Origin of the sequence: Burkholderia sp. AU18528 (genome assembly GCF_002223215.2) — a bacterium.
GTDB lineage: Bacteria > Pseudomonadota > Gammaproteobacteria > Burkholderiales > Burkholderiaceae > Burkholderia > Burkholderia semiarida.
Genome location: NZ_NKFC02000009.1, coordinates 20,051 through 45,339 on the forward strand (window position 1 = coordinate 20,051; position 25,289 = coordinate 45,339).

The following is a 25,289-nucleotide window of genomic DNA, read 5'->3' on the forward strand; positions in this document are numbered from 1 at the left end:
ATCCACCCACCCGATCACGCGGGTCGCGGGCACGGGCCGCCCGCCGGACAGTTCAAATAGTGAGAAAGGAGCACAAGGTGGATATTCTGCGCAGTCTCCTCGGTATGCTGTTTCTGTTGCTGGTCGCGTATCTGCTGTCGAACAATCGCCGCGCGGTCAGCGGCCGGACCATGATCGCCGCGCTCTTCACGCAGTTCGCGATCGGCGCGCTGGTGCTGTTCGTGCCGTCGGGCCGCGCGGCGCTGGCCGCGGCCGCGAACGGCGTCAATCGCGTGCTCGACATGGGCAATCACGGCATCGCGTTCGTGTTCGGCGGGCTCGTCGATGCGCGCATGTTCCAGTTGTTCGGCGACGGCGGGTTCGTATTCGGCCTGCGCGTGCTGCCGATGATCATCTTCGTCACCGCGCTGATTTCGGTGCTGTACTACATCGGCGTGATGAAATGGATCGTCGCGATCCTCGGCGCGGGATTGGCGAAAGTGCTCGGCGTGAGCCGCATCGAGGCGTGCTCGGCCGTCGCGACGATCTTCCTCGGGCAGAGCGAGATGCCCGCGCTCGTGAAGCCGTTCGTGCGCAACATGACGAGCGCCGAGATCTTCACGGTGATGGCGAGCGGCATGGCGTCGGTCGCGGGCTCGGTGCTGGTCGGCTATGCCGGCCTCGGCGTGAAGATGGAGTACCTGCTCGCCGCGTCGTTCATGGCGGTGCCGGGCGGGCTGCTGTTCGGCAAGCTGCTGTTTCCGACCGTCGAGCCGAGCCGCGTGGTGGTCGACGGGCTCGACTTCGACGACAAGCGGGCCGCCAACGTGATCGAGGCGGCCGCGTCCGGCGCATCGGTCGGGCTGCGCATCGCGATCAACGTCGGCGCGATGCTGATCGCGTTCGTCGGGCTCATCGCGCTGATGAACCTGATCGTCGGCGGCGCGGCCGCGTTCGCGGGCTTTCCGCAGGTCACGCTGGTCGGCATCATCGGCCATCTGTTCGCGCCGCTCGCGTGGATCATCGGCGTGCCGTGGCACGATGCGACGCTGGCCGGCAACTTCATCGGCGAGAAGCTGATCTTCAACGAATTCGTCGCGTACGGCGACCTGTCGCCGTACCTGAAAGGCGGCGCGCACGCGGCGGCGGCCGGCCTGCAGGTGCTCGACCCGAAGACGCTCGCGATCGTGTCGTTCGCGCTGTGCGGCTTCGCGAACTTCTCGTCGATCGCGATTCTCGCGGGCGGCTTCAGCGCGGTCGCACCCGAGCGCCGCTCGGACGTCGCGCGGCTCGGCTTGCGCGCGCTGACGGCCGCGACGCTGTCGAACCTGATGAGCGCGGCGATTGCCGGCCTGTTCTTTTCGCTGCATTGAGCCGTGCAGCCGACTCCGACCGATCGAAGCGAGGCAACGATGTTTCTACCGCAGGAATTCATTCGCAGGAAGCGCGACGGGCAGCCGCTCGATCGCGACGGGATGGCCGCGTTCGTGCGCGGCGTGACCGACGGCAGCGTGACGGAAGGCCAGGTGGCCGCGTTCGCGATGGCCGTGTATTTCAACGACCTGAGCACGGACGAGCGCGTCGCGCTGACGCTCGCGCAGCGCGATTCCGGCGACGTGCTCGACTGGCGCGCGCTCGATCTCGGCGGGCCGGTGATCGACAAGCATTCGACGGGCGGCGTCGGCGATGTCGTGTCGCTGATGCTCGGGCCGATGGTGGCCGCGTGCGGCGGCTACGTGCCGATGATCTCGGGGCGCGGGCTCGGCCATACCGGCGGCACGCTCGACAAGCTCAGCGCGATTCCCGGTTACGACGTGATGCCCGAGACGGACGCGTTTCGCCGCACGGTGCGCGAGGTCGGCGTCGCGATCATCGGGCAGACCGCGCGGCTCGCGCCGGCCGACAAGCGCATCTACGCGATCCGCGACGTGACGGCGACCGTCGAATCGGTCGCGATGATCACCGCGTCGATCCTGTCGAAGAAGCTCGCGGCGGGGCTCGACGGGCTCGTGATGGACGTCAAGGTCGGCTCCGGCGCATTCATGCCGACGGCGGAGAAATCGGCGGAGCTGGCTCGCAGCATCGTCGACGTCGGCAACGGCGCCGGCATGAAGACGACCGCGATCCTCACCGACATGAACCAGTCGCTCGCGCCATGCGCGGGCAATGCGCTCGAGGTCGCATGCGCGATCGATTACCTGACGGGCAAGTCGCGTCCCGCACGGTTGCATGACGTGACGATGGCGCTGTCGGCTGAACTGCTCGTGACCGGCGGGTTGGCGCGCGATGCCGCCCATGCGCGCGAGAAGTTGCAGCACGCGCTCGATTCCGGCACGGCGGCCGAGCGTTTCGCACGGATGGTCGTCGCGCTCGGCGGTCCCGCCGACCTGCTCGACGCGCCCGCGCGGCATCTGGCGCGGGCGGCGGTGATCGTGCCGGTTCCGGCGCCTGCGAGCGGCGTGGTGCGGCGCGTCGATTGCCGCGCGCTCGGGCTGGCGGTGGTCGCGCTCGGCGGCGGCCGCACCCGCGCGGAGGACGCGATCGACGTCAGCGTCGGCCTGACGGCGCTCGCGGAGATCGGGCAGCGCATCGAGGCCGGCGAGCCGCTCGGCTTCGTGCACGCCCGCGACGAAGCAACGGCGGCCCATGCGGCGGACGCGATTCGCCGCAGCTATGTGCTCGGCGAGACCGGCGAAGCGCCGCCGACCCTTTACCAGCAGATCGGCTGACCTCTGCTCCGGGAGACATCACACGATGGAACGAGACGAACTGATCGAACAGGCGAAGGCGGCGCGCGAACGTGCGTATGCGCCGTATTCGCGCTTCAAGGTCGGCGCGGCGCTGCTGGCGCAAGACGGAACGGTTTTCCACGGCTGCAACGTCGAGAACGCGTCGTACGGCCTGTGCAATTGCGCGGAACGCACGGCGATGTTCGCCGCGATCGCCGCCGGCTATCGGCCGGGGGATTTCGCGCGGCTCGCGGTCGTCGGCGACACCGACGGCCCGATCGCGCCGTGCGGCGCATGCCGTCAGGTAATCGTCGAGATCGGCAAGCCCGACATCGAGGTGATCCTCGCCAACCTGAGAGGCGCCGTCGAGATCACGACGGCCCGCGCGTTGCTGCCGGGCGCGTTCACGCTTTAACGGTGCGCGCGCCGCGGCGAGACCATGCGTCGCCTCACGCGCCGTCGCGCGCGTCGCGGATCGGGATCACGGTGCGCGCGCCGCACTGGCGCAGCAGGTCGCGCAGCTCGTTGATGACCGGAAACACCTCGTGGTTCCAGTCGGCGCCTTGGGCGTCGTGCGCTTCCTGCTCGCGCTCGACGATCCAGCGATCCTCGCGGAAGATGCGTTCGGTGAACCACACGAGCAGCGGCCACGCGAGATCGAGCGCGAACGGGATACCGGGCTTGTGGATCGACAGCAGCCCGAACGTGCGGTTGGTGCGCTGCTCGGCGTCGAGCGGCACGTAGACGATCCAGAGGTCCATCACGAGCGTGCCTTCGCTCGAGCGGATCTGCAGCGTCTGGTACGGATACTCGGTGCGCACCGTCATCACGCTCTTGTTGGCCTGGTCGCCGGGCTTCTTGCTCGAACCGAACACGAGCGCCTCGCCGACCGGCTGCTTGCCTTCCATCCGCGCGAACGTGTAATCGACCTCGACCCAGTCGTCGCCGCGGCGCCGGCCCACCGAGCGCGCGCGCATCTGGCCCATCTGCTTGCGATGCAGGAACTGATGGTTCATGTCCATCAGGTTCTCGTGCATGAACGAGTAGTGACACTTGACCTCGCGGCCGAAGCGGCGCGTCTTGTACGCGGGGTGGTCCGCCGATTCGAGCGCGGGGAACGGGCGTTCGTCGGCGAGCGTGGCGTCGCCCGGGAACACGAAGATCAGCCCGTGCGCCTCGCGGCACGGATACGCACGCACGCCGTTGGGCAAGCGCTCGCGGCCGAGGTAGGGCACGTCGACGCAGCGGCCGCTGTCGCACGCGTAGGTCCAGCCGTGATAGCAGCAGCGCAGCGTTTCGCCGCTCACGACGCCCGCGTGCAGCGGCACCTGGCGGTGCGCGCAACGATCTTCGAGCGCATACACGGCGCCCGATTCGGTGCGCACGAGCACGATCGGATCGCCGGCGAAGCGCACGCCGAGCGTCTTGCCGCGCTTGAGCTCACGCGACCACGCGAGCGGGTACCAGTGATCCGGATGAATGGGCACGCGGCGCAGATCGCGCACGAGCGCGCCGGTGGACGGTTCTTCGAGGGTATTGCTGTCAGGCAAAGGCACTGCGCGCATGCGTGACGCCTCCTGGCTGGGCGGTTGGTCCGGATGCCGCATCATGCGGCGAGGATCAGGAGAAGTCTACGCGAAGTTGCCGGCCGCCGCGGACGCGATGCGGGTTTGCCCCGGCATCGGGCTCGCCGATTCGTTGACGTGGCGCAAGGCAGCCGCCGCCGATGCATGGCGGCCGGGGCGCCGCCGTGCGGCGGGCGGCGCCGCGTCACACGCAGCCGCGCGGGTCGGCAAGCGGCTCACGAGCGCGCTTCGCGCCACAGCACCGCGTCGGTACGGTACAGCGCCGGGAAGCGCTGCTTCAGCCCGGCGACCTTCGGCAGGTCGTTGAATGCGATATACGGCGCATCAGGATGCAGTTCGAGGTAGTTCTGGTGATAGGCCTCGGCCGGATAGAACCCCTTGTAGGCTTCGACACGCGTGACCACGGGCGCCGGAAACACATGCGCGCTGCCGAGCTGCGCGATGTACGCGGTCGCGACCGCGCGTTGCTGCGCGGTGGTCGGGAAGATCGCGGACCGGTACTGCGACCCTTCGTCGGGGCCCTGGCGGTTCAACTCGGTCGGGTCGTGCGCGACCGAGAAGAACACCTGCAGCAGCCGGCCGTAGGTGATCTGCGTCGGATCGTAGACGATGCGCACCGATTCCGCGTGCCCCGTCAGCCCCGAGCCGACGAGCGCGTAGTGCGCGGTTTCGGACGCGCCGCCCGCATAGCCGGCGGTGACCTGCTTCACGCCTTTCACGTGCTCGAACACGCCCTGCACGCCCCAGAAGCAGCCGCCGGCGAGCACGGCCGTCTCGTCGTGCGACGCGCCGGGCGTTTCGTCGAGCGTGGGGGCAGGCGCGGTGCGCATCGGTTCGGCGGAATTGACGATGCGCTGGTAGCCGAACACGGCAGCCGCCGCGACGGCGACGGCGCCGATGCGGCGCAGCAAGGTCGCGCGCCGTCGCGCCGCGGCTTCGCGGGTGGAGATCGGGTTCATCTTTTGCTCCTGTTCAATGGGTGAGAAAACACGGCGGCCGAATGGGGGCGGCGTGCGCGATCAACCGAAAGTGAATGCATACGCATCGACGCCCGGATCGAGAAACTCGATCGAGAACGTGCGGTCGGCGATCGCGCCGGGCTGCCGGACGAGCTGGTACAGGCGCTGGCCGGTGACGGTGCCGTAGCCCTGCGCGTCGACGTCGGCGCCATGCGCGGCACCGGGCGCCGCGCCGTCGAGCGTCACGCGAAAGCGCACGGGCCGGCCGTTCGCGCCCGGGCCGAGCACGAGGTGCAGATCGCGCGCATGGAAGCGGTAGACGATCCGGCCGTCCGGCGCGGCGAGCGACGCGCGCTCGGCGCCGACGTTCCACGTGCCCGCGAGGCCCCAGTCGTTGAGATCCGGGCGGGCCGGTGCGTCGTAACGGTGGGCCGCATCGCGCACGGCGCCGCCCGGCGACGCGAAGCTCTCCGCGCGTGCATAGCCGACATAGGTTTCGGGCGAACGGACGTCCGCGCTGTCGGCCGCCGCGAGCGCGCCGTTCGCGGGCGCGCCGGCGAGCCCGAGCGGCACGTTCAGCGCGTCCGGATGGCCGGCTTCGGCCAACAGCGACTGGATCGCGCGTTCGGATTGCGCGTATTCGCCTTCGCCGAAGTGGTGATGGCGGATCCGCCCTTGCGCATCGATGAAGTAGTGCGCGGGCCAGTATTGGTTGTCGAAGGCGCGCCAGATCGAATAGCCGTTGTCGATCGCGACCGGGTAGTCGATGCCGAGGTCGTGCACGGCCTTCCTGACGTTGCCGATGTCGCGCTCGAACGCGAACTCCGGCGCGTGCACGCCGATCACGACGAGCCCGTACGGCGCGTACTTGCGCGCCCAGGCGGTCGTGTACGGCAGCGTGCGCAGGCAGTTGATGCATGAATACGTCCAGAAATCGACCAGCACGACCTTGCCGCGCAGCCCGGCCGCCGTCAGCGGCGGCGAGTTCAGCCACTGCACCGCGCCGTCGAGCGACGGCAGCGTGCCTTCGACCGGCAGTGCGGCCGCGGTGGCGCCGGCCGTCCGCATCATCGCGCCGCCGGCCAGCGCACCGCCGCCGGTCTGCGCGCCATTGGCTGCCGCGGCCATCATCGCGCCGCTCGTCGCGTTGTCGTTGTCGGTGGCGTCGGTCGCGGCCATTGCCGCCGGCGCGCCGTTCGCGCGCCCGCCGAGACGGTCGACGAGCTTCGTTTCGAGCCCGCCCGTGGTGACGGTCGACAACTGCGCGAGGGCGCCCGTGTCGAGGCCGAGCGCGATCGCGCCGACGCCGGCCAGGAGCGTCGCGCCGATCCCGCGCCGGATCCATTCGCCGGCGCCGAGCGAGCGCTTCATCGCGGCGAACACCTTGCCGCCGATCACGAGCGCGACGCCGAGCGAGGTCGCCGCGCCGGCCGCATACGCGACGAGCAGCAGCGTCGTGCCGACGCTCGCGCCGCGCAGCGCCGCGCCGGTCAGCACGAGGCCGAGGATCGGGCCGGCGCACGGCGCCCACAGCAGGCCCGTCGCGACGCCGAGCAGCAGCGACGACGCCGGGCCGGCCGGGCGGCCGTCGCGTTGTGCGAACCCGGTGAGCCGGTTGCCGGCTGCGACGAGCGGGCGCGTCAGGTGTTCCGCGAAACGCGGCATCAGCAGCGTCAGGCCGAACACCGCGAGCAGCACGATCGCGATCCAGCGGCCGGCCTGGTTGGCTTGCGCGACCCAGCCGCCGCCGACGGCGGCGAGCGTCGCGACGACGGCGAACGTGAGCGCCATGCCGGCGAGCAGCGGCAGGCCGGTGCGCACGAACGGCTGGTCGGCGCGCGCGAACACGAACGGCAGCACGGGCAGGATGCACGGGCTCAGGATCGTGAGCACGCCGCCGAGATAGGCAAGGACGATGAGCAGCATGATGCGTTCTCCAGTCGGACGGAATGGGGCCGGATCAGGCGGCGGCCGGGTGGAAGACGAGCGCGACGCCGTTCATGCAGTAGCGCAGCCCGGTGGGCGCCGGGCCGTCGTCGAACACGTGGCCGAGATGGCCGCCGCAGCGGCGGCAGTGCACTTCGGTGCGGACCATCCCGAACGACGCGTCGGTGTCGGTGCCGACCGCGTGGTCGAGCGGTTTCCAGAAGCTCGGCCAGCCCGTATGGCTGTCGAACTTGGTGGCCGACGAGAACAGCGCGAGGCCGCAGCCGGCGCACGCGAACGTGCCGTGCCGGTGCTCGTCGTTCAGCGGGCTGGTGAATGGCCGCTCGGTGCCGGCCTCGCGCAGGACCGTGTATTGGGCCGGTGTGAGGCGGCGATGCCATTCGGCGTCGCTGTGCGTGATCTCGAACGGGGCGGCCTTCGGCGAGCCGACCGGCGACGCGGCGAACGCGCGGCCGACCAGCGCGCGGCGGCCGGCGGACGACAGCGCCGCGAGCGCGGCGAGGCCGGTGGCGCCGGCGAACAGCAGATGTCTGCGGGTGGGCATGATGGGCTCCTGGAAGCAGGTCCTGAAAACATGCGCCCATCGTAGGCGGCGGCCGGTGTCGAAGTCCTCACGGAAAGTTAAATGAATCGTGATTGTTTCCCGGGTGATCCGGGAAGATCCGATGAAATCCGTCCAAGCCCTGTCTGACAAGGGTTTGCCGAGAGCTGGCGGTTCGCCAAGTTCCACGGAAATCCGCCACGAGCCGCAACTTTTTAGTGTTCGCGATGTGGGGTAGGCTCTGCGTACGAAGGTGCGGGCCGACCTAGTTGCGATATCAAAGGAGGGTGATCAGGCGGGAGCCGTTGACCGTGTGTCCGTAGTCCGCGTGCAGCCGGCGCGCGAACCATGCCTCCGTGCAAAATCCATAGCGAGAGGCCACTACAGCAGGGTCGCACTGGGCTTCAAGTGCCTCAATTCAACCCACCGTCGGGGAATTCGCCTCGGTCTGGTATCAAATGGACTATAATCACGTATCATCTGATACCGGATTGGGAGCTGCCATGTCACTCGTTACCCCTGAAGCCGTGGCTGCGGTCATGGGACTGCGACCGGTCCCGCACACACTGGCGGAATTAGAGGCGCTCGTGCGCGACGGCCTCCCGAAGTCTGCGCTGCGTGCCGGCGTCGAACATGCGACGCAAGGTGCCGACGCCCGCCGCGCACTGCTTGCACGCATCATCCCCGAGGCGACCTACAAGCGGCGCCGCGATCGGCTGACGCAAGACGAATCGGAGAAAACCGAGCGCCTGGCCCGGATCGTTGCGACGACCACCTACGTCTGGAACGACGAAGAGGATGCACGGGAATTTCTGTCGACGCCCCACCCTGAGCTGGAGGGACGGGCACCGCTCGATGTCGCGCTGACCGAACTCGGTGCGCGCCGGGTCGAAGAACTGCTCTGGAAGCTGTTCTACGGGCTGCCGGCATGAAGTTGTTTCGCATTGCTGATACGCGACACACGATCTGGAGCGGCACCGGCGCGATGCTTGTCGGTGGCCGCTTTAATAGTCCGGGGCGGCCCGTCATCTACGCGGCGTCGACCTTCGCAGGTGCAATGCTCGAGGTACTCGTGCATGCGCGAATCGGGAAGGTGCCGAAAACACACGGTTGGGTGGAAGCAACTGTACCCGACGATGTCAGCGTCGAACGCCACACGGCAGAAACGTTGCCGAGAGCATGGGATGCGGCGGCACTGCAGGTAGCACGGCACTTCGGCGACGCATGGCTGACCGAATCGAGGACAGCGCTCCTGATCATCCCTTCAGTCGTCGTCCGGGCAGAATTCAACGTGCTGGTGAATCCGGCGCATCCTGACGCGGCGCGAATCGTCGTGACAGATCCTCAACCCGTGGTGTGGGACGAACGCCTCTTTATCATGCCACCAGCCGGGCAGTCATAGCGCCTCGATGGAGGTCCGCTTGCGGATCATCTCAACACCCGACTCACTGGCTTCGCACAGAACTTGAGCCGCCCGTCGCGGTTCCTCACTTGCTCACAGCACAGCCACGATTCAAAGTTAAATGATTCGTGATGTCTCGCCGGTGGCGGACGGCCAGGCAGGCGCCTGAGCGATTTCATGCGCCGCCCGGCGCGGCCCCGTGCATCGAGTGCCGAATACGACCGACTACAGCGCGGAGAGCACCGCGTCCAGCTCCGTCAGCAGACGGTCGGCGTCGTTGGCGCCAAATACCAGCGGCGGCCGGATCTTCAGCACGCTCGCGTCCGGTCCGGTTGCCGAAATCAGCACGCGCCGCTGGCGCAAGCCATTGACGATCTCGAGTGCGGTCGCGATGTCGGTGTCCTTTTTCGTGCGGTCGCGTACGATTTCGACGCCGAAATACAGGCCCGTGCCGCGCACGTCGCCGATACATTCGTATTTCCGTGCCAGCGCGTTCAACCCCTCCAGCAGGATCGCACCGACCCGCTGCACGTTGTCCAGCACCCGTTCGTCGCGCAGCACGTCGAGCGTGGCCTGCGCGGCGGCGATGGCCACCGAATTGCCGCCGAACGTGTTGAAGTAGCGCATGTCCTGGCCGAATCCCGCGACGATCTCGGGGCGCACCACCAGCCCGGCCACCGGATAGCCGTTGCCCATCGGTTTGCCCAGCGTGACGATGTCGGGCTCGACCGCGTGACGCTCGTGCCCCCACATATGCGTACCGCTGCGCCCGAAACCCGACTGCACCTCGTCCGCGATGAACAGGCCGCCCGCGCGGCGGACGACTTCTGCCACCGGCGCCAGCACGTCGGTCGGGTACGCGAATACGCCATCCGACGAGAAGAACGAGTCGGCGATGAACGCTGCCAGACCGCCGCCGTGGCGGCGGATGTCCTCGATCTGCAACGCGACCTGCTCGGCCATGCGCCGGCCGATCTCGGGCAGCGGCACACGGTAGGAATCCGGAGCAGGCACCGTTCGCACATAGGGGCCGAGCAGGGCCTTGCGACCCAGCGACGGCGAAAAGCCCGAGGTGAGATGCGAGTTGCCGTGATACGCCTCGCTGGTCACGATGACGCCCGTCTTGCCGGTGTAGTGCATCGCGATGCGCATGGCCAGATCGTTGGCTTCGGAGCCCGTGCAGGTGAACATCATCTGGCCGTCGCGAATCGACGTATTGAACGTCGCGCGCAGGGCCTCGGCGTAGTCGAGGATCGGCTCCTGCATGTAGCGGGTATGCGTGCAGAGCGTCGAGAGCTGACGGGCAATGGCGTCGACGATGCGCGGATTGGCATGCCCGACGCAGACGACGTTGTTGTAGGCATCGAGATAGTCGTTGCCTCGATCGTCGTACAGATAGACCTTCTCGCCGCGCACGATCTTCACCGGCTCGGCGTAGAACAGTCGATACGACGGGCTGAGCAGCTGTAGCCGGCGAGCGATGTGCGCCTGCGTGGCGGCGTCGAGGTGGGAGATCGCCGACGGATTGAAGCCGTTCGGCATGTCGCCGCGCAGCGCGTCGGGGGCTTTGCTCGTATCGGCGGCTTCGGCCGGCGTGGTCGGTGTCGATGTCGTGTTCATAGGTCGATCAGGGCGGGTGAGGTGAGCGGGCGAAGGAAAAACTAGAGCAACGCACGCGAAACGGTTTCGTGGTCGCGCTGCATGAACCAGCGCAGATGCTCCCATCCGGGACGAGTGAAACGCAGGATGTACGCTTCGTTTTCCGGAAACAGCATCGCACGCCATGAAGTGAGCAACGCGCGCGCCGCGACGCGCGCCATGGCCAGGTGTGGAATCAGAGCCAGTTCTTCGGCACTCAGTTGAGCATGCGCGAGATAGCCACGCAGAAGCTCGCGCGCCTGAATGAACAGGTCGTGCGGGGCGTCGGCGTCGAAGTCGAGCGGAAACTGGTTCATGACCGCGGTGGCGACGTCGATGGCGACCGCGGTGTGCACGGTGTCGCCGAAGTCGATGATCCCGTTGACGAATTGCGGGCCGCCCGGGTTTGCGACGATGTTCGAGCGGTTGAAGTCGTTATGTACGACCTGCGTGCGACAACCCCGAAGGGCAGGCTCGATCATCGCGAAGCGGGCGAATGCCTGCTCGATCAGCGAGCGATGCAACGGGTCGGCGATATGGGTTTGCAGCCCTTTCAGGCTCGACAAGTGCTTGACGTCCCACGCCAGTACCCGATGCTCGTTTGGATGACGGAAACTGGCGAGCGCCCGTTGCAACTGCGCCAGCACTTCACCGATCTCGTAATGATCGACCGTGTCGGCATGCAGCTTGTCGAGCGGCATACCCTCGAGGTAGCTGTAGAGCCTCGCCGTCCGATGCGGATGGGCCGGTAACGCGAGCGGGACGACAAGCCGCCCCGCCGTACCGGGTATCACGCGCGGCACCGGCAACCGCGGCGCGACCGTGCCGACGTGCCGCATCGCGGCGACCTGCAAATCCAGCTCTTCAGCTGTCTCGCCCGGATTGGAGACCTTCAGTACGTACCGCGCGCCGTCGCGGGCATCGATGCGAAAAGTGTCGTCCTTCTCGGTCGAGAACCGTGCGGCCGATCCGTCGATGCCATAAATGCGGCGTGTGATCGCGACCGCGTCCGATTCGTCCAGACGGGTAAAGCCCACCGACAGGCCGCTGCCCGGCAGTGTGTCGGCGGCAGCCGAAGCAGCGCGGTGCGTGCCGCCGGAAGCAGGGGACGTGGACAACGGCGGCTCCGTGCGAGAGAAGTGGACGACACTGGTGCGGGACATTTTTGACGAGCGATCGGCCTGGGGAACGGCATCATTGGAAACGCGCGAGGCGAGCCCGCGGCAACCGTCGGAGACGGCGCCGGGGCGGTGCGACTTGCTCACAGGCCGAGATGCTCGGCCAGTTCAATGATGCTTTTGACGGGCGTGTAACCGTATTCCGGCGCTTCCGGCTCATGCCCGCGCAGCACATGGGCCTTGTGGACGATACCGAGATCGTGCGCGGTCATCAGGTCGTAGCGCGGGCTGGACGAGACATGCAGGATTTCGTGAGGCTGCACGTCGAGCTTCCTGAACATGTATTCGAATCCTTGCATTCGCGGTTTGTAAGCGCCGGCGTCTTCCGCCGTGATGACCGCATGAAACGGCGCCCCGAGCTTCTCGATGTTGCTCATGATCTGCGAGTTGTCCGCGTTGCTCAGACCGACCAGCCTGTATTTCTTCGCGAGGCGCGCGAGCCCTTCGGGCACGTCCGGATGCGGTCCCCAGGATGGCACGGCCAGATAGAACTGCTCGGCCTCCCGTTCGACGAAGGCGACGCCGGTGCGCTCGCACGTGCGGCGCACCGAATTGACGACGACGTCGCGAAAGGGTTTCCATGCGCCGAGCACTTCGTCGCGACGATAGGCGGCGAACAGCTTGACGAAGTTTTCCATGGCGTCGCCGTGCAGACGATCGCCATAGATTTCCCGAGCCGTGTCGGCCATTCGGAAGTTGACGAGGGTGCCGTAGCAATCGAAAGTTATGAACTTCGGCTCGAAGTCGATCATGTCGTCAATCTCGATGAGTGGCGAATCCCCATGAGGAATTCTTGAGTGAAGAGGATTGCCGCGAGCCGCTTCGGGCAAGCGTCGGTGGCAACGTCGATACGTGAAATTTAAACGGGGGCGACTGCGCTATTCAGCCGAATTGCGCGGCGAGAAAAACAAGATTCCACGCGTTTTCGACGCGATCGACGGCAGCTTCTGCGGTGTGAAACGGCGCGCTGCCGGGTGCCGGGGACAGAACGCAAGATCGTAATTTCGTCACGCCGGCCGGTGGGCTACTATCCGTCTTGGAGCGAGTGCGAAGGCACTCGTCCGGAGGCCCCCGACTGAACGAACGCAGGGCGGAGATGAAAGCGGATTGCACACTTGACCGGCTGGACCTGCGTATTCTGGCCGAGTTGCAGGATCACGGTCGCATGACCAACGTCGAGCTGGCCGACGCCGTCGGGCTTTCGCCCAGCCCGTGCCTGACGCGCATCAAGCGGCTCGAGAACGCGGGATTCATTACGGGCTACGGCGCAACGGTGCGGATCGAGAAGATCGGCGCGTTTCAGATCGTGTTTGCCAAGATCACCCTCACCGACCATCGTCGCGAAGACTTCGTGCGTTTTATCGACGCCATCAGCGACATCGACGAGATCATGGAGTGCCATCACGCGACGGGCGGCTACGATTATCTGCTCAAGTTCGTCACACGCGACATCGACCACTTCCGCGACCTGATGGAAGGGCTGGTGAAACGCGATATCGGTATCGAAAAGTATTTCAGCTACGTGATCATTGCGTCGCCGATCGTAAAGAGCGGCTTTCGTCTGGACGCGATCTCTGCCGCGGAGTGAAGCAAGCGGTGCACGATCCGTGGCTGAACTGAACGGCAGCGCGGGTTTGCTTCGAGCGAAGTAGCGTGGGGGCGGCCGGTTGCCGGATCGCGTGCCGCTCGTGTCGAGCGGCACGTGTCGACCGGAACCGCGTTCGGGCGCTGCCATGCTACCCGTCCGCCATCCGGGCACCGCATCATCCGGCCTCGTCCGATAGTGCGACAGGCGTTTCGCCTTGACCGCCGCGCTGCGCGGCGGGCCCGTGGCCCCGGCGCGACTGGATGTCGGCCCCGAGCGCGTGGAGAATCGATCGGCCTTTCTTCGTCAGATGCGCGCGTCGGCGGCCGGGGGCGCCGTGCTCGAGCATGACGAGTTGCCGTTCGAGCAACGCATCGAGTTCGGCGCGATTCATGTCGAGCTGATCCGGCGCCTGGCACACCAGCATCAGCGTCGCGAATTCGTGCGGGCTCAGCATGGCCGCCCCCCGTCGCGCGCGGAGCCGCCCCCGGCGAGCGTGACGCGGAAAAACGAAACAGGGTGCAGCAGGCGTCCGGGCGCGGCGACCCGACGGCGCGGCGGCTTCGGCCGGCCGATCGCGGCGGGTTGGCCCGCGCCGCGCAACACGAATGGCTTGCGTGTCAAACGTATCCGGGCGCCGGTCGGCGCGAAGCGACCGGTGCCGTTGCGCGCTATCCGCAGGCCGGCCGGCAGACCCGTGACGACGCGGGCGGCGCGTCGTGGTCGGCGGCCGACCCCCGGCAGCCGATCGAAGATGAAGAAAGGATCGTTCATGATTCGCTCCCGGTTGGACCCCGCACGGAGGACGAACCGGACCACGCGCTCCAGTTCGTCGATCCGCGAGCGGTCTCGCTGACAAACAAATCGAAACACGCAGCGCGTAAGCCGCGGCTGCTTGAGCGATACCAAAATAGGATGGGACGCGCGGATTTCAAGCGTCGTCGCGCGACGATTCGCGTGGCCCGGAGCGCCGACCGTCGACGCCGTGTCGACGCTCGTGACGGGGGCGTCGCGGGAACACCGACCGTTGCGCGAACGTCGCTTTCGCCATGAAACATTTTGTTACATATGCGCATTCATCGCCCTCTTGAAGCGCGCTTCCCACGCCACTATTTCGCTTTTCGCCAATCGACGGCACGCCGGCGCAGCGCAGCCTTTGCGCGTGCGGGCGCCGGCGGATTCCCTTTTTCAGGTGATCTCATCGCTCAGGAGATGAAAATGCAGATTCGTCCCCTCTACGACCGGGTTATCGTCAAGCGAATCGAACAGCAGCGGACGACGGCCTCGGGCATCGTGATTCCCGATTCGGCCGCCGAACGGCCCGAGCAGGGTGAAGTGATTGCGGTCGGCAGCGGCAGGCTGCTCCAGGACGGCTCGCAGCGCCCGCTGCAGCTCCAGGTCGGCGACCAGGTTCTCTTCGGCAAGTACGCAGGCCAGACCGTGAAGGTGAACGGCGAGGAACTGCTCGTGATGCGCGAAGAGGACGTCATGGGCGTACTCGAACCCGAATCGCAGGCCGCCAGGAAAGCGGCCTGAATGCCGATTCGACCGCGTCGCACGGGTGTCTGCCCGATGCGCGCGGCATCCCGTTCAACGACTGTATCCGGAGCAAGAAAATGAGTGCAAAAGACGTGAAATTCCGCGACGGCGCCCGCCAGCAGATCGTCAAGGGCGTGAACGTGCTGGCCGACGCGGTGAAGGTGACGCTGGGCCCGAAGGGCCGCAACGTCGTGATCGAACGCGGCTTCGGCGCGCCCGTGATCACGAAGGACGGCGTGTCGGTCGCGAAGGAAATCGAGCTGAAGGACCGCTTCGAGAACATGGGCGCGCAGATCGTCAAGCAGGTCGCGTCCAAGACGGCCGACGTGGCCGGCGACGGGACGACCACCGCCACCGTGCTCGCGCAGGCGATCGTGCAGGAAGGCATGAAGCACGTCGCGGCCGGCATGAATCCGATGGATCTGAAGCGCGGCATCGACAAGGCCGTCGGCGCGGTGCTCGACGAGTTGCGCAAGCTGTCGCGGCCGATTTCGACCCACAAGGAAATCGCGCAGGTCGGCGCGATTTCCGCGAACTCCGACGACGCGATCGGCAGGATCATCGCCGATGCGATGGAGAAAGTCGGCAAGGACGGCGTGATCACCGTCGAGGACGGCAAGTCGCTGGAGAACGAACTCGACGTGGTCGAAGGCATGCAGTTCGATCGCGGCTACGTGAGCCCGTATTTCATCAACGACCCGGCGAAGCAGGCGGCCTATCTCGACGACGCGCTGATTCTGCTGCACGACAAGAAGATCTCCAGCGTCCGCGACCTCCTGCCGATCCTCGAAGCGGCGTCCAAGGCCGGCAAGCCGCTGCTGATCGTGGCCGAGGATGTCGAGGCCGAAGCGCTCGCGACGCTCGTCGTGAATTCGATGCGCGGCATTCTGAAGGTCGCCGCCGTCAAGGCGCCCGGTTTCGGCGACCGACGCAAGGCGATGCTCGAGGATCTCGCGATCCTGACCGGTGCGACGGTGATCTCGGAGGAAACCGGCAAGCAGCTCGACAAGGCCACGCTCGAGGATCTTGGCAGTGCGAAGCGTGTCGAGGTGCGCAAGGACGATACGATCATCATCGACGGCGCGGGTGATGCGGCGCGCATCGAGGCGCGCGTGAAGTCGATTCGCGTGCAGATCGACGAAGCGACGAGCGACTACGATCGCGAGAAGCTGCAGGAGCGCGTCGCGAAGCTCGCGGGCGGCGTGGCGGTGATCAAGGTCGGCGCGGTCACCGAGGTCGAGATGAAGGAGAAGAAGGATCGCGTCGACGATGCGCTGCATGCGACGCGCGCCGCGGTCGAGGAGGGCATCGTGCCGGGCGGCGGCGTCGCGCTGCTGCGCGCGCGTGCGGCGCTGTCGGACATCCGCGGCGCGAATGCGGACCAGGACGCCGGCATCCGGATCGTGCTGCGCGCGCTGGAGGCGCCGCTGCGCGTCATCGCGGCCAATGCGGGCGACGAACCGTCGGTCGTGATCTCGAAGGTGCTCGAGGGCAAGGGGAACTTCGGCTACAACGCGGCGACCGGCGAGTACGGCGATCTGGTCGAGGCAGGCGTGGTCGATCCGACCAAGGTCACGCGTACCGCGCTGCAGAACGCCGCGTCGATCGCAAGCCTCGTGCTGACGACCGATGCGACCGTCGCGCAAGCACCGAAAGAGGACAGCGCCGAGCCGGCCTCCGCGCCCGAACTCGGCTACTGACCTGCGTCGCAGGCCCGCCTGCGATGGTCGAACAGCCGCTGGCCGGAGCGGCTTTTGCCGGCGCGCGCGACAGCGGGGGCGCGTCGCGCCGTTTTTTCATGTTTGCGAGACCGACGATGAAGCTCGAACTTTCGATCGATTCCAGGCCGCTGAACGTCGAGATCGACGACGTGATCGCGGGCCTGCTCGCCGCGCGGCTCGGCCTGCCTCCGGACGGCGACCATCGCGGCGCGATCGGCCGCTACCTCGGCGACGCGGCGGGGCCGTGGACGCTCGACGACGACCATATGCGCAAGCGTGTGATGCGCCGCCTGATTCTCGACATCGCCGATCCGACGCTGGTCATCCAGTATCTGATGGCGGACCAGGGCGACCAGAACCGGTCGGGCGAAACGGGCGCGTGATGCGCGCCGAACGCGCCCGCCCGTTCGGCGAGGCGTCGGGCGCGCCGTTGTTCCTGCCGCTTCGCCGGCGCGTCGGCGTCCTCGTCGTACGGCCGGACACATCCGTTCAGGCACTGTCCGGCTTGCCCGGCTTGCGGCCCTGAGGAGCCGGCTGCCCCGCGCCGAGCTCGGCGCCCGTCACCGGGTCGCTGTCCGGATCGGACGCGAGCCGCTGCGCCATCGCCTCGATGGCCTCCGCTTGCTGCGCGTCGAGCATGCCCTCGGCAATTCCGCTGCCGCCGTCGACCGCCGGTTCCGCGGGACGGATTTCCAGTTCGCCGCCGTGGTTCCACGGGCCGACCAGCGGCGCGGCATCCGGCTGCATCCGGAAGTACACGTGATCGTACGGCGCCTTCGGCGGCAGCTTGCCCGGCGGGAAATTCGCGGTGATCGCATACAGCGCCTTCTCGAACGACATCTGGTGCGACACCTCGCGTGTCATCAGGAAGCCCAGCGCGTCGCGAATGTCCGGATCGTCGGTCACGTTGATCAGCCGCTCGTAGATGATCTTCGCGCGTGCTTCGGCCGCGATGTTCGAGCGCAGGTCGGCCGTCGGTTCGCCGATCGTGTCGATGTACGCGGCCGACCATGGCACGCCGCCCGAATTGGTCAGCGGCGCGCCCGCGCCGTACAGCACCTGCGTCACGTGGCTGTCGTTGCCCGCGCCGTGCAGCTTGCGGTACAGCTCGGCCTGTTCGTCGACCGCTTCGGCGAGTTCGCCCTTGGCGCCGCGGTTCAGCATCGCGGCCATCGAGCCGATCACTTCGAGGTGGCTCAGCTCCTCGGTGGCGATGTCGAGCAGCATGTCCTTGCGGCCCGGGTCTTCCTCGGTGATCGCCTGCGTGAAATAACGCATCGCGGCGGCGAGTTCGCCCTGCGGGCCGCCGAACTGCTCGAGCAGCAGATTGGCGAGGCCGGGATTCGGCGCGCCGACGCGCACCGTGTACTGAAGCCGTGTGTTGTGGATGAACATGGCATCTCCGTGGAAAGGATTGCGCGGGATTCGCGGTGTCGAAACAGCACGAACCGATCCCGCGGGCTGGCCGACGATCCCGGGCATGCGCGATGCTGGCCGCTGCCGGCTACGGTGGACGTGGTGTTGTCGCGAATGCCGAGGCGTGGGTTGTACAACGTGTATGCATCGATCCAACCGGCAATGGCGGCGCGGCGCGGGTGGCGTCTGGCGCCGCGGGCGAGCGGTTCGGGAGGGCCGACTTCTCGCGGCGAAGTGGCCGGTTGCCGCCGCAAGCGCGCGGCATGCGCAAGAGCGGAAGCGGGGGCGACGCGAGCGCATCGTTGTGACCTGCAATCGTCGTTGCGGGATTTTCAAACGGTTGTCATTTCGGCCGCATGGGCCATGCCATGCCGGCGCGGATGCGGCGCGGCGTGTCGGCGGCGGGCGGGGCGAACCGCGTCGGCGGCGCGCGATGCCGGTTTCGTAAAGGAGTGCAGATGGCCACGCTCGACAGGAACGCGGCGACGGAGCGCACCGCGGCGGACATGCGCGCGGTTTTTGCCGGCCGGCGACGCGGGCCGCTGGCGGCGCTGCCGTTCGCTGGACCGGCGATCGTCGCGTCGGTCGCCTATATGGATCCTGGCAATTTTGCGACGAACATCCGGGCCGGCGCGCAATTCGGTTACGCGCTGCTCTGGGTCGTGCTGATGGCGAACGGCATCGCGATGTTGTTCCAGTCGTTGTCGGCGAAGCTCGGCATCGTCACCGGCAGCAATCTCGCCGAACTGTGCCGCGTGCATTTCCCGCGGCCGGTGGTCTTCGGCATGTGGGTCGCGAGCGAGCTGGCCGCGATGGCCACCGAGCCGGCCGAATTCCTCGGCGGCGCGATCGCGCTGTCGTTGCTGTTCGGCCTGCCGACCTTCGCCGGGATGTTCGTGATGGCGCTCGCGACCTACGGCATCCTGCTGGCCGACCGGAACGGGTTCCGGCCGATGGAAATCGCGGTGGGCGCATTCGTCGGCGTGACCGGTCTTTGCTATCTCGCGGAACTGTTTATTGCGCCGGTCGACTGGGCCGAAGTCGGGCGCCATATCGTCGTGCCGGAATGGCCGCGCGGCGAGGCGTTGACGGTATCGGTCGGCATCGTCGGCGCGACGATCATGCCGCATGCGCTGTATCTGCACTCCGGGCTCACGCAGCGACGCGCGTCGGGGCTCGACCACGCGCAGCGCCGGATGATGATGCGTTTCTCGAACCGAGAAGTGCTCGTCGCGCTGTCCGCCGCCGGCGCGATCAACATGGCCATGATCGTGATGGCGAGCGCGGCGTTTCACGCCGGCCATCGCGATGTCGCGCAGATCGAATCGGCGTACCGGATGCTCACGCCGTTGCTCGGCCAGGCGGCGGCGGCCTGCTTCCTCGTGTCGCTGATGAGCGCCGGCATCTCGAGTTCCGTCGTCGGCACGATGGCCGGGCAGATGATCATGCAGGGCTTCGTGGGGTTTCGGATTCCGGTCTGGCTGCGCAGGCTGGTCACGATGGCGCCCGCGTTCGTCGTCGTCGGGATGGGCGTCGATTCGATGCAGGCGCTCGTGATCAGCCAGGTCGTGCTGTCCGTCGTATTGCCGGTGCCGATGCTCGCGCTGGTTTACTTCTGCGGCCGCCGTGACGTCATGGGCGCCTTTGCGAGCGGACGCATCGCGCGCCGCGCGGCGCTCGGCGCGACTGCCGTCGTCGTCGGGCTGAACGCCGTTTTGCTGGCGCAGCCGATCGGCGCAATGGTTTCGCGATTGGGCGGCAACTGAATGGCCGGGTGCGTCAGCGTCCGGACGGACATGGCGGCCCGTGTTTCGCGCGATGCCGCGCGTGCCGAAGGGCGACAGGCGCGCGGGCCGGCTGGCGCTGGCCGGCGTGCGGGGTCATCGCGCTTTCAGCATTTCGTCGGCGAGCCGATAGGCGCTCACCGCGCGCTTCGATTCGTAGTCGGCGATCGTCGACACGTTGCGCCCGGCGTCGCGCGACAGCAATCCTTGCAGTGCGGCGGCCGCGAAGAAATCGCGCAGTTCCGGCATCGCGGATTTCGGCTCGGGCGGCGGGGCTTCGACGAGCGGCCCCGCTTTCCAGAACACGGGCGACGGGGCGGCTGCCTTGGAGACGGCGGCGGTTTGCTTGATGCTCACATCCTGGGAAAACGGCGTCATTTCTTCCCCTTCGATCACGTATCCGTTGGCGAAACAGCGTAACGTCCCCGACTGCATGAGCGAGCATCGTCTCGTGTTGTTTTTGAGCGGTACTAACTGCTTGATCGACGCGAATATTCGCTGGTAATACGGTATCCGTCAAAGAAAATAAATTGGATCCGGGTGGCCGGCGTGCGAGCACGATTCGTTCCCGCGCGCGAGCGATGGGAGGCGGTGCGTTCCGCGAACCGAGGTGGATGGTAGGGCAGCGACAATGACGTTCCGGTGAAACGAAAAGCGGGCGACGCATCGATCGGGACGCGAACGCGCAGCCGCCTGGCCGTTTATGTTTCCGCTGCCCGCTGCCCGCTGCCCGCTGCCCGCTGCCCGCTGCCCGCTGCCCGCTGCCCGCTGCCCGCTGCCCGCTGCCCGTGAGGCCGTTCCGATTCCGCTGCCGGATGTCATATCGATCGACATGCACCCGGTTTGCATTCGGCGCATGCGATTGCCGCACTCGCGCGAAACCGGTCAGCGCATCCGGTCATGCACGTCGTGCCCCGGCGCCCCCGACCGCGGTTGGCGCGCCACACGGCGGTGTGCGGCGGGCGTTACGTCGGGCTGCCCGCACCGTCCGCGGACGAGCCGGCCGCGTGCATCGCCTGTTCGAGAAGGGCATGCGCGGCCTGCCACGCGCGGCCGGCCGCCGCGGAATCGTTGAACGCCCGGGCTTCGACCGTGGCGCCGTCCAGCAGCATCATGAAGACGGTCGCGAGCCGGTTGGCCGTTTCGGGCGGCACGAGCGCGGCGATCAGTTCTCCGATCCATTCGACCATCTTGCGGCGATAGCGAATCGCGACGTCCGAGATCGGCGCGTAAGCGGTGCCGAATTCGGCCAGCGCCCGCTCGAACAGGCAGCCGGCGAATTCGGGCGTCCTGAACCACGCCGCGTACCAGTCGAAGATGGTCTTGACGCGTTCGACCGGATCGACGACGTGCTGCAACTGCGCGTCGATGCTGCCGACGATCAGGTCGTAGCGCTGGACCAGCACTTCGCGGATGAGCTCGTCCTTGCTCGCGAAATGCCGGTACAGCGTCATGCGGGCGACACCGGAATCGTCGATGATCCAGTCGACGCCCACTGGGTGGAATCCGTGCCTCGAGAACAGTTCGGTCGCTTTGTCTACCACCAGCTGGCGTTTGTTGGCTCGCACGAACGGCTTCCTCCTCGATGTTTCAGCAGCATAGACCGATTATTCTAGCATCATGCTGCTCGATGAAATCGCCTCCCGCTCCTGTCTGACGGTACTTCCGGCTCGGTATGCTTCACGCGGCAAACCGGTTATCGAGTCGTCTTGACTATTGGATAGACCGATATGTATCATTTGAACCGAGTGAGCCGTGGTCGATATTGCGTGGATCGAAGAGACGGAACCGGGGTGGATTTCCGTTTGCGCTTTCCGCCCGATCCCACGCTGCAACGATGCGTCAAGCCGAAAAGAGAACCTGAGAGAGCCTTGGCATGGGGCCCGCGGACGATCTTCACCGCGCCCCGCACCGGCCGGGGGCATGCTCGCGGGGCGAGCGCGCAAAGCAATACGGCGCCAATAAAACTTGAGGATAGTACCCATGTATCGCCGTTTACTCGCACCGGGGCTGCTGTTGCTGTTGGCCGCCTGCGCGCAGGATCCGTCCATCACCAGCAGCACGGTACGGATCTGCGACGACACGGGGTGTTCCGATCGCCCTAAAGATCAGGTCTCCTATCAAAAAAGGGACGATGCGGACGACCGGGAAGATCCGCGCATCGCCGCGCTCAAGCAAACCGCGAAGACCCAGCCGAAGGCCGCCTACGATCTCGGCCTGCGCTATTTCCGCGGCGACGGCGTGCGCCAGGACAGCTACCAGGCCCTCAAGTGGATGCGCGAGGCCGCCGAACGTGGCGACCTGAACGCGCAGAAGGCGCTCGGCAGTTTCTACCTGTTCGGCCTCGAGGAAATGGGCTCGGATGCGCGCGAAGCGGAGAAGTGGCTGTCGATCGCGGCCGGCCGCGGCGACAAGGAATCGAAAAAGCTGCTCGATCTCGCGCGCAAGGCGAAGAAGGAAGACGAAGAAGACTGGAAATGGCGCACGCAGTGGCGTGACGTCTATTACGGCTACTGGTACTCGGGCTATCCGTACTACGGCGTCTGGCAGCAGACGTACTGGTACTACTGACCGGGCATCGGGCCTGAAGCAACGGGGGCAGCCGCGGGGAGACCACCATCGCGCGCCAAGCCGGGGGGGCTTATCGAAGTTCGCACGGACCCATAAGCCGAACAACGACTCTAATCGATCGACAACGACATGAAGACCAACCTTTCCCAACGTCTGATTCAAGGTGCGCTGGTTGCAGCGCTTGGCGCGTCCGTCGCGGGGTGCGGCGGCATGGTGACGCCCGGCGGGCAGAACGCCGGGGTGACGGGCGCGGCGGCCGGCGGCGCGAGCGCCGGCGCCGATTCGCAGTTGCAGCGCTGCGCGTCGCCGCTGGGCACGATCGCGGTCGACGACGGCCGCAACGCCGACTGGTGGGGCCCGTTCGGCAGCGCGACGAAGGTGACGAGCATCGACCCGCTGCTGCGGCTGGCCGTGCAGCAGTCGAACTGCTTCGTGATCACGTCGATCGGCAACCAGAAGAGCGACGCGCGCCTGTCGCGCATCACGCAACTGCAACGCAACTCGGGCGAATATCGCGCGGGCTCGAAGCAGCAGAAGGGCCAGCGTGTGGCGGCCGACTACTACATGGAGCCGCAGATCGTGATCAACGATTCGCCGATCGGCGGGATCGGCAGCATGATCGGCGGGCTGATCGGCAACAGCGCGGTGGCGGCAGTGGCGGGGCACCTGCAGACGAAGGCGTCGGTGGTGACGCTGACGCTGTTCGACGTGCGCTCGGCGGTGCAGATCGCGGCGTCGGAAGGCAGCTCGACGGCGACGAACTACGGCGCGGCGCTGGGCGGCCTCGGCGGCGGGGTGGGCGGCGGGCTGGCCGGTTTTTCGACGACGCCGGAAGGCAAGGCGACGGTCGTCGCGTTCATCGACGCGTGGAACAAGATGGTCGTCGCGCTGCGCAGCTACAAGGCGCAGGACGTGAAGGGCGGGCTGGGCCGCGGTGGCCAGCTTCAGGTCAACTGACGCCGACGGGGCCGGCGGGATGCCGCCGGCCGCTTGTCGCGTGCGCCCCACTCATTGCGAGCGCCTTGCCGGTCGGTGAGCCATGCCGTGCGACGTGGCGTCCCGGGTGCTCGTCCCCGATCGTTGCCACACGGCGTCGTCGGACACCCGGCACGACTCGGCGGGAACGGTCGCCGAGTCGCGCCGGGCCGTGGCTCAGTCGTCTCCTTTCTCCAGTACGTTCTGCGTGAGCGTGACCGACGGAATCGTCGGCTTGAGCAACGCGCGGCGCGCGCGACGGCTCAGCCACTTCCAGCCGGCCACGAGCAGCAGCGCGACCAGCGGGATCGATGCGATCGTCCACGTGCCGTTCGGGTAGTCGAACGCCATCAACACCAGCACGCCGAGCAGGAACAGCAGCGTGAGCCACGACGTCACGGGTGCGCCCGGCATCCTGAACGATACGTCGTCCACCTCGCCGCGCCTGACCGCGGCGCGGAACTTCATCTGGCACACGACGATGAAGCCCCATGTGCTGACGATGCCGAGCGACGCGATGTTCAGCACGATCTCGAACACGCTCGACGGCACGAGATAGTTGAGCAGCACGCCGACCACATAGATCGCGACCGTCACCAGAATGCCCGCGTACGGCACGGATTGCGCGCTCATTCGCGCGAGGAACGCGGGAGCCGAGCCGCCCATCGACAGCGAACGCAACACGCGCCCCGTCGAATACAGGCCGGAGTTGAGGCTCGACAGCGCGGCGGTCAGCACGACGAGGTTCATCACCGAGCCGATGCCCGGCACGCCGAGCGCGCCGAAGAACGTGACGAACGGGCTCTGGCCCGCCTTGTACGCGCTCCACGGCAGCAGGCACACCAGCAGCACCACCGACGCGACGTAGAAAATCGCGATGCGCCAGATCACGTTGTTGATCGCGCGCGGCAGCACCTTGCGCGCATCCTTGCATTCGCCGGCGGCCGTGCCGACGAGTTCGACGCCCGCGAACGCGAACACCACGCCCTGTACCAGCACCAGCGCCGGCATCAGTCCGTGCGGAAAGAACCCGCCGTTGTCGGTGATCAGATGCATGCCGGTGTCATGGCCGGCGACCGGCATGCCCGTGCCGAGGATGACCGAACCGATCACGAGAAACAGCACGATCGCGGCGACCTTGATCAGCGCGAACCAGAACTCCATCTCGGCGAACCACTTCACGCCGATCAGGTTCATCGTCGCGACGATGCAGAGCGCGACGAGCGCGAAGATCCACTGCGGCACGGCCGCGAACGGCGCCCAGTAATGCATGTAGAGCGCGACGGCGGTGATGTCGACGATGCCGGTCATCGCCCAGTTCAGGAAGTACATCCAGCCGGCGACGAACGATGCCTTCTCGCCGAGGAATTCGCGCGCGTACGACACGAAGCTGCCGCTGCTGGGGCGATGCATCACGAGCTCGCCGAGCGCGCGCAGGATCAGGAACGAAAACGCGCCGCATACCAGATAGACGATCGCGAGCGACGGGCCGGCGGCCTGCAGCCGGCCGCCCGCCCCGAGAAACAGCCCGGTGCCGATGGCCCCGCCAATCGCGATCATCTGCACCTGTCGATTGCCGAGGGTCTTGTGATAGCCGGCTTCGTGCGATTCGAGCCAGCTGCGTTTGTCGGTTTCGCCGGTTGTCGACGGTTCGGGAATCGATGCCATGACGGTATCCTCGCGCACGGATGGGATTGAATTCATCCCGATCGCGAGGCGATCGGGACCACCGGTACCGG

25 protein-coding genes are annotated in these 25,289 nt (G+C 67.0%); 12 read left to right on the plus strand and 13 right to left on the minus strand.

Features of this window, described 5'->3' with window-relative positions:
• Nucleotides 1–77 precede the first annotated feature (77 nt).
• The 3 genes from CFB52_RS30765 to CFB52_RS30775 are packed head-to-tail and all read left to right on the plus strand — an operon-like array spanning nt 78 to nt 3,123.
• Nucleotides 78–1,352 carry a NupC/NupG family nucleoside CNT transporter gene (locus tag CFB52_RS30765; protein WP_059578863.1) on the plus strand — a complete coding sequence of 425 codons (1,275 nt, stop codon included), beginning with the start codon at nt 78–80 and terminating at the stop codon, nt 1,350–1,352.
• A 39-nt stretch (nt 1,353–1,391) separates the two neighbouring features.
• On the plus strand, nt 1,392–2,708 hold the full coding sequence (gene deoA, locus CFB52_RS30770) for a thymidine phosphorylase (protein ID WP_089466041.1): 1,317 nt from the start codon (nt 1,392–1,394) through the stop codon (nt 2,706–2,708).
• A gap of 25 nt (nt 2,709–2,733) precedes the next feature.
• Entirely contained in the window at nt 2,734–3,123 is a 390-nt protein-coding gene (locus tag CFB52_RS30775; RefSeq protein ID WP_060011396.1) for a cytidine deaminase, read from the plus strand.
• A gap of 34 nt (nt 3,124–3,157) precedes the next feature.
• Here CFB52_RS30775 and CFB52_RS30780 read toward each other — a convergent pair whose 3' ends face one another.
• The 4 genes from CFB52_RS30780 to msrB all read right to left on the minus strand — a co-directional run bounded on the left by CFB52_RS30780 (nt 3,158) and on the right by msrB (nt 7,744).
• Nucleotides 3,158–4,273 (minus strand): aromatic ring-hydroxylating dioxygenase subunit alpha, encoded by a 1,116-nt coding sequence (locus CFB52_RS30780; RefSeq protein WP_089466233.1) that lies wholly within the window; start codon nt 4,271–4,273, stop codon nt 3,158–3,160.
• A 236-nt stretch (nt 4,274–4,509) separates the two neighbouring features.
• Nucleotides 4,510–5,253, minus strand: a complete 744-nt coding sequence (gene msrA, locus CFB52_RS30790) for a peptide-methionine (S)-S-oxide reductase MsrA (protein ID WP_099318340.1) — start codon at nt 5,251–5,253, stop codon at nt 4,510–4,512.
• A gap of 60 nt (nt 5,254–5,313) precedes the next feature.
• The gene (locus tag CFB52_RS30795; RefSeq protein WP_099318341.1) at nt 5,314–7,179 is read right to left on the minus strand and encodes a cytochrome c biogenesis protein DipZ; all 1,866 of its coding nucleotides are present in this window, start codon (nt 7,177–7,179) and stop codon (nt 5,314–5,316) included.
• A gap of 34 nt (nt 7,180–7,213) precedes the next feature.
• On the minus strand, nt 7,214–7,744 hold the full coding sequence (gene msrB, locus CFB52_RS30800) for a peptide-methionine (R)-S-oxide reductase MsrB (protein WP_099318342.1): 531 nt from the start codon (nt 7,742–7,744) through the stop codon (nt 7,214–7,216).
• A 500-nt stretch (nt 7,745–8,244) separates the two neighbouring features.
• Here msrB and CFB52_RS30805 point away from each other — a divergent pair, with 500 nt between their 5' ends.
• The gene (locus CFB52_RS30805) at nt 8,245–8,673 is read left to right on the plus strand and encodes an antitoxin Xre/MbcA/ParS toxin-binding domain-containing protein (protein WP_059578845.1); all 429 of its coding nucleotides are present in this window, start codon (nt 8,245–8,247) and stop codon (nt 8,671–8,673) included.
• Nucleotides 8,670–9,143, plus strand: a complete 474-nt coding sequence (locus CFB52_RS30810; protein ID WP_059578842.1) for an RES family NAD+ phosphorylase — start codon at nt 8,670–8,672, stop codon at nt 9,141–9,143. Before CFB52_RS30805 ends, CFB52_RS30810 begins: the two co-directional genes overlap by 4 nt.
• Before the next feature lie 225 nt (nt 9,144–9,368).
• Here CFB52_RS30810 and CFB52_RS30815 read toward each other — a convergent pair whose 3' ends face one another.
• The 3 genes from CFB52_RS30815 to CFB52_RS30825 form a co-directional block, all read right to left on the minus strand.
• Entirely contained in the window at nt 9,369–10,685 is a 1,317-nt protein-coding gene (locus CFB52_RS30815; protein ID WP_180278290.1) for an aspartate aminotransferase family protein, read from the minus strand.
• 119 nt (nt 10,686–10,804) lie between these two features.
• The gene (locus tag CFB52_RS30820) at nt 10,805–12,046 is read right to left on the minus strand and encodes a phosphotransferase (RefSeq protein ID WP_218964217.1); all 1,242 of its coding nucleotides are present in this window, start codon (nt 12,044–12,046) and stop codon (nt 10,805–10,807) included.
• Nucleotides 12,043–12,711, minus strand: coding sequence for a haloacid dehalogenase type II (locus CFB52_RS30825; RefSeq protein WP_060314546.1), 669 nt, complete (start codon nt 12,709–12,711; stop codon nt 12,043–12,045). Before CFB52_RS30825 ends, CFB52_RS30820 begins: the two co-directional genes overlap by 4 nt.
• Before the next feature lie 344 nt (nt 12,712–13,055).
• Between CFB52_RS30825 and CFB52_RS30830 the strand changes: the two genes are divergently transcribed.
• Entirely contained in the window at nt 13,056–13,547 is a 492-nt protein-coding gene (locus CFB52_RS30830; RefSeq protein WP_059578837.1) for an Lrp/AsnC family transcriptional regulator, read from the plus strand.
• Between the two features lie 175 nt (nt 13,548–13,722).
• Here CFB52_RS30830 and CFB52_RS30835 read toward each other — a convergent pair whose 3' ends face one another.
• Nucleotides 13,723–14,001 (minus strand): hypothetical protein, encoded by a 279-nt coding sequence (locus CFB52_RS30835; protein ID WP_099318344.1) that lies wholly within the window; start codon nt 13,999–14,001, stop codon nt 13,723–13,725.
• On the minus strand, nt 13,995–14,318 hold the full coding sequence (locus tag CFB52_RS30840) for a hypothetical protein (RefSeq protein WP_059644908.1): 324 nt from the start codon (nt 14,316–14,318) through the stop codon (nt 13,995–13,997). The genes CFB52_RS30835 and CFB52_RS30840 overlap by 7 nt, the downstream gene beginning before the upstream one ends.
• A 444-nt stretch (nt 14,319–14,762) precedes the next feature.
• On the opposite strand from CFB52_RS30840, the gene groES reads away from it, so the two are divergent.
• The 3 genes from groES (at nt 14,763) to CFB52_RS30855 (ending at nt 17,187) form a co-directional block, all read left to right on the plus strand.
• Nucleotides 14,763–15,080 (plus strand): co-chaperone GroES, encoded by a 318-nt coding sequence (groES, locus tag CFB52_RS30845; protein WP_034209415.1) that lies wholly within the window; start codon nt 14,763–14,765, stop codon nt 15,078–15,080.
• Nucleotides 15,081–15,160: 80 nt separating this feature from the next.
• Nucleotides 15,161–16,783: a chaperonin GroEL gene (gene groL, locus CFB52_RS30850; protein WP_099318345.1), complete on the plus strand. Its 1,623-nt coding sequence runs from the start codon at nt 15,161–15,163 to the stop codon at nt 16,781–16,783.
• 116 nt (nt 16,784–16,899) lie between these two features.
• Nucleotides 16,900–17,187 carry a hypothetical protein gene (locus CFB52_RS30855; protein WP_059578902.1) on the plus strand — a complete coding sequence of 96 codons (288 nt, stop codon included), beginning with the start codon at nt 16,900–16,902 and terminating at the stop codon, nt 17,185–17,187.
• 106 nt (nt 17,188–17,293) lie between these two features.
• On the opposite strand, the gene CFB52_RS30860 is transcribed toward CFB52_RS30855, so the two are convergent.
• Nucleotides 17,294–18,199: a manganese catalase family protein gene (locus tag CFB52_RS30860; protein ID WP_059578827.1), complete on the minus strand. Its 906-nt coding sequence runs from the start codon at nt 18,197–18,199 to the stop codon at nt 17,294–17,296.
• A gap of 479 nt (nt 18,200–18,678) precedes the next feature.
• On the opposite strand from CFB52_RS30860, the gene CFB52_RS30865 reads away from it, so the two are divergent.
• On the plus strand, nt 18,679–19,986 hold the full coding sequence (locus CFB52_RS30865; RefSeq protein WP_099318587.1) for an Nramp family divalent metal transporter: 1,308 nt from the start codon (nt 18,679–18,681) through the stop codon (nt 19,984–19,986).
• Between the two features lie 114 nt (nt 19,987–20,100).
• On the opposite strand, the gene CFB52_RS30870 is transcribed toward CFB52_RS30865, so the two are convergent.
• Both CFB52_RS30870 and CFB52_RS30875 read right to left on the minus strand, forming a co-directional pair.
• Complete coding sequence (locus tag CFB52_RS30870; protein ID WP_059644903.1) at nt 20,101–20,382, minus strand: hypothetical protein; 282 nt, start codon at nt 20,380–20,382, stop codon at nt 20,101–20,103.
• Between the two features lie 587 nt (nt 20,383–20,969).
• A complete protein-coding gene (locus CFB52_RS30875) occupies nt 20,970–21,572 on the minus strand; it encodes a TetR/AcrR family transcriptional regulator (protein ID WP_099318346.1) in 603 nt (200 codons plus the stop codon).
• A 415-nt stretch (nt 21,573–21,987) separates the two neighbouring features.
• Between CFB52_RS30875 and CFB52_RS30880 the strand changes: the two genes are divergently transcribed.
• Together CFB52_RS30880 and CFB52_RS30885 are read left to right on the plus strand one after the other, a co-directional pair.
• Nucleotides 21,988–22,575, plus strand: coding sequence for a tetratricopeptide repeat protein (locus CFB52_RS30880; RefSeq protein ID WP_059644760.1), 588 nt, complete (start codon nt 21,988–21,990; stop codon nt 22,573–22,575).
• A 129-nt stretch (nt 22,576–22,704) separates the two neighbouring features.
• Entirely contained in the window at nt 22,705–23,532 is an 828-nt protein-coding gene (locus tag CFB52_RS30885) for a hypothetical protein (protein ID WP_059581218.1), read from the plus strand.
• 195 nt (nt 23,533–23,727) lie between these two features.
• On the opposite strand, the gene ansP is transcribed toward CFB52_RS30885, so the two are convergent.
• Complete coding sequence (ansP, locus tag CFB52_RS30890) at nt 23,728–25,218, minus strand: L-asparagine permease (RefSeq protein WP_059578910.1); 1,491 nt, start codon at nt 25,216–25,218, stop codon at nt 23,728–23,730.
• Between the last annotated feature and the right edge of the window lie 71 nt (nt 25,219–25,289).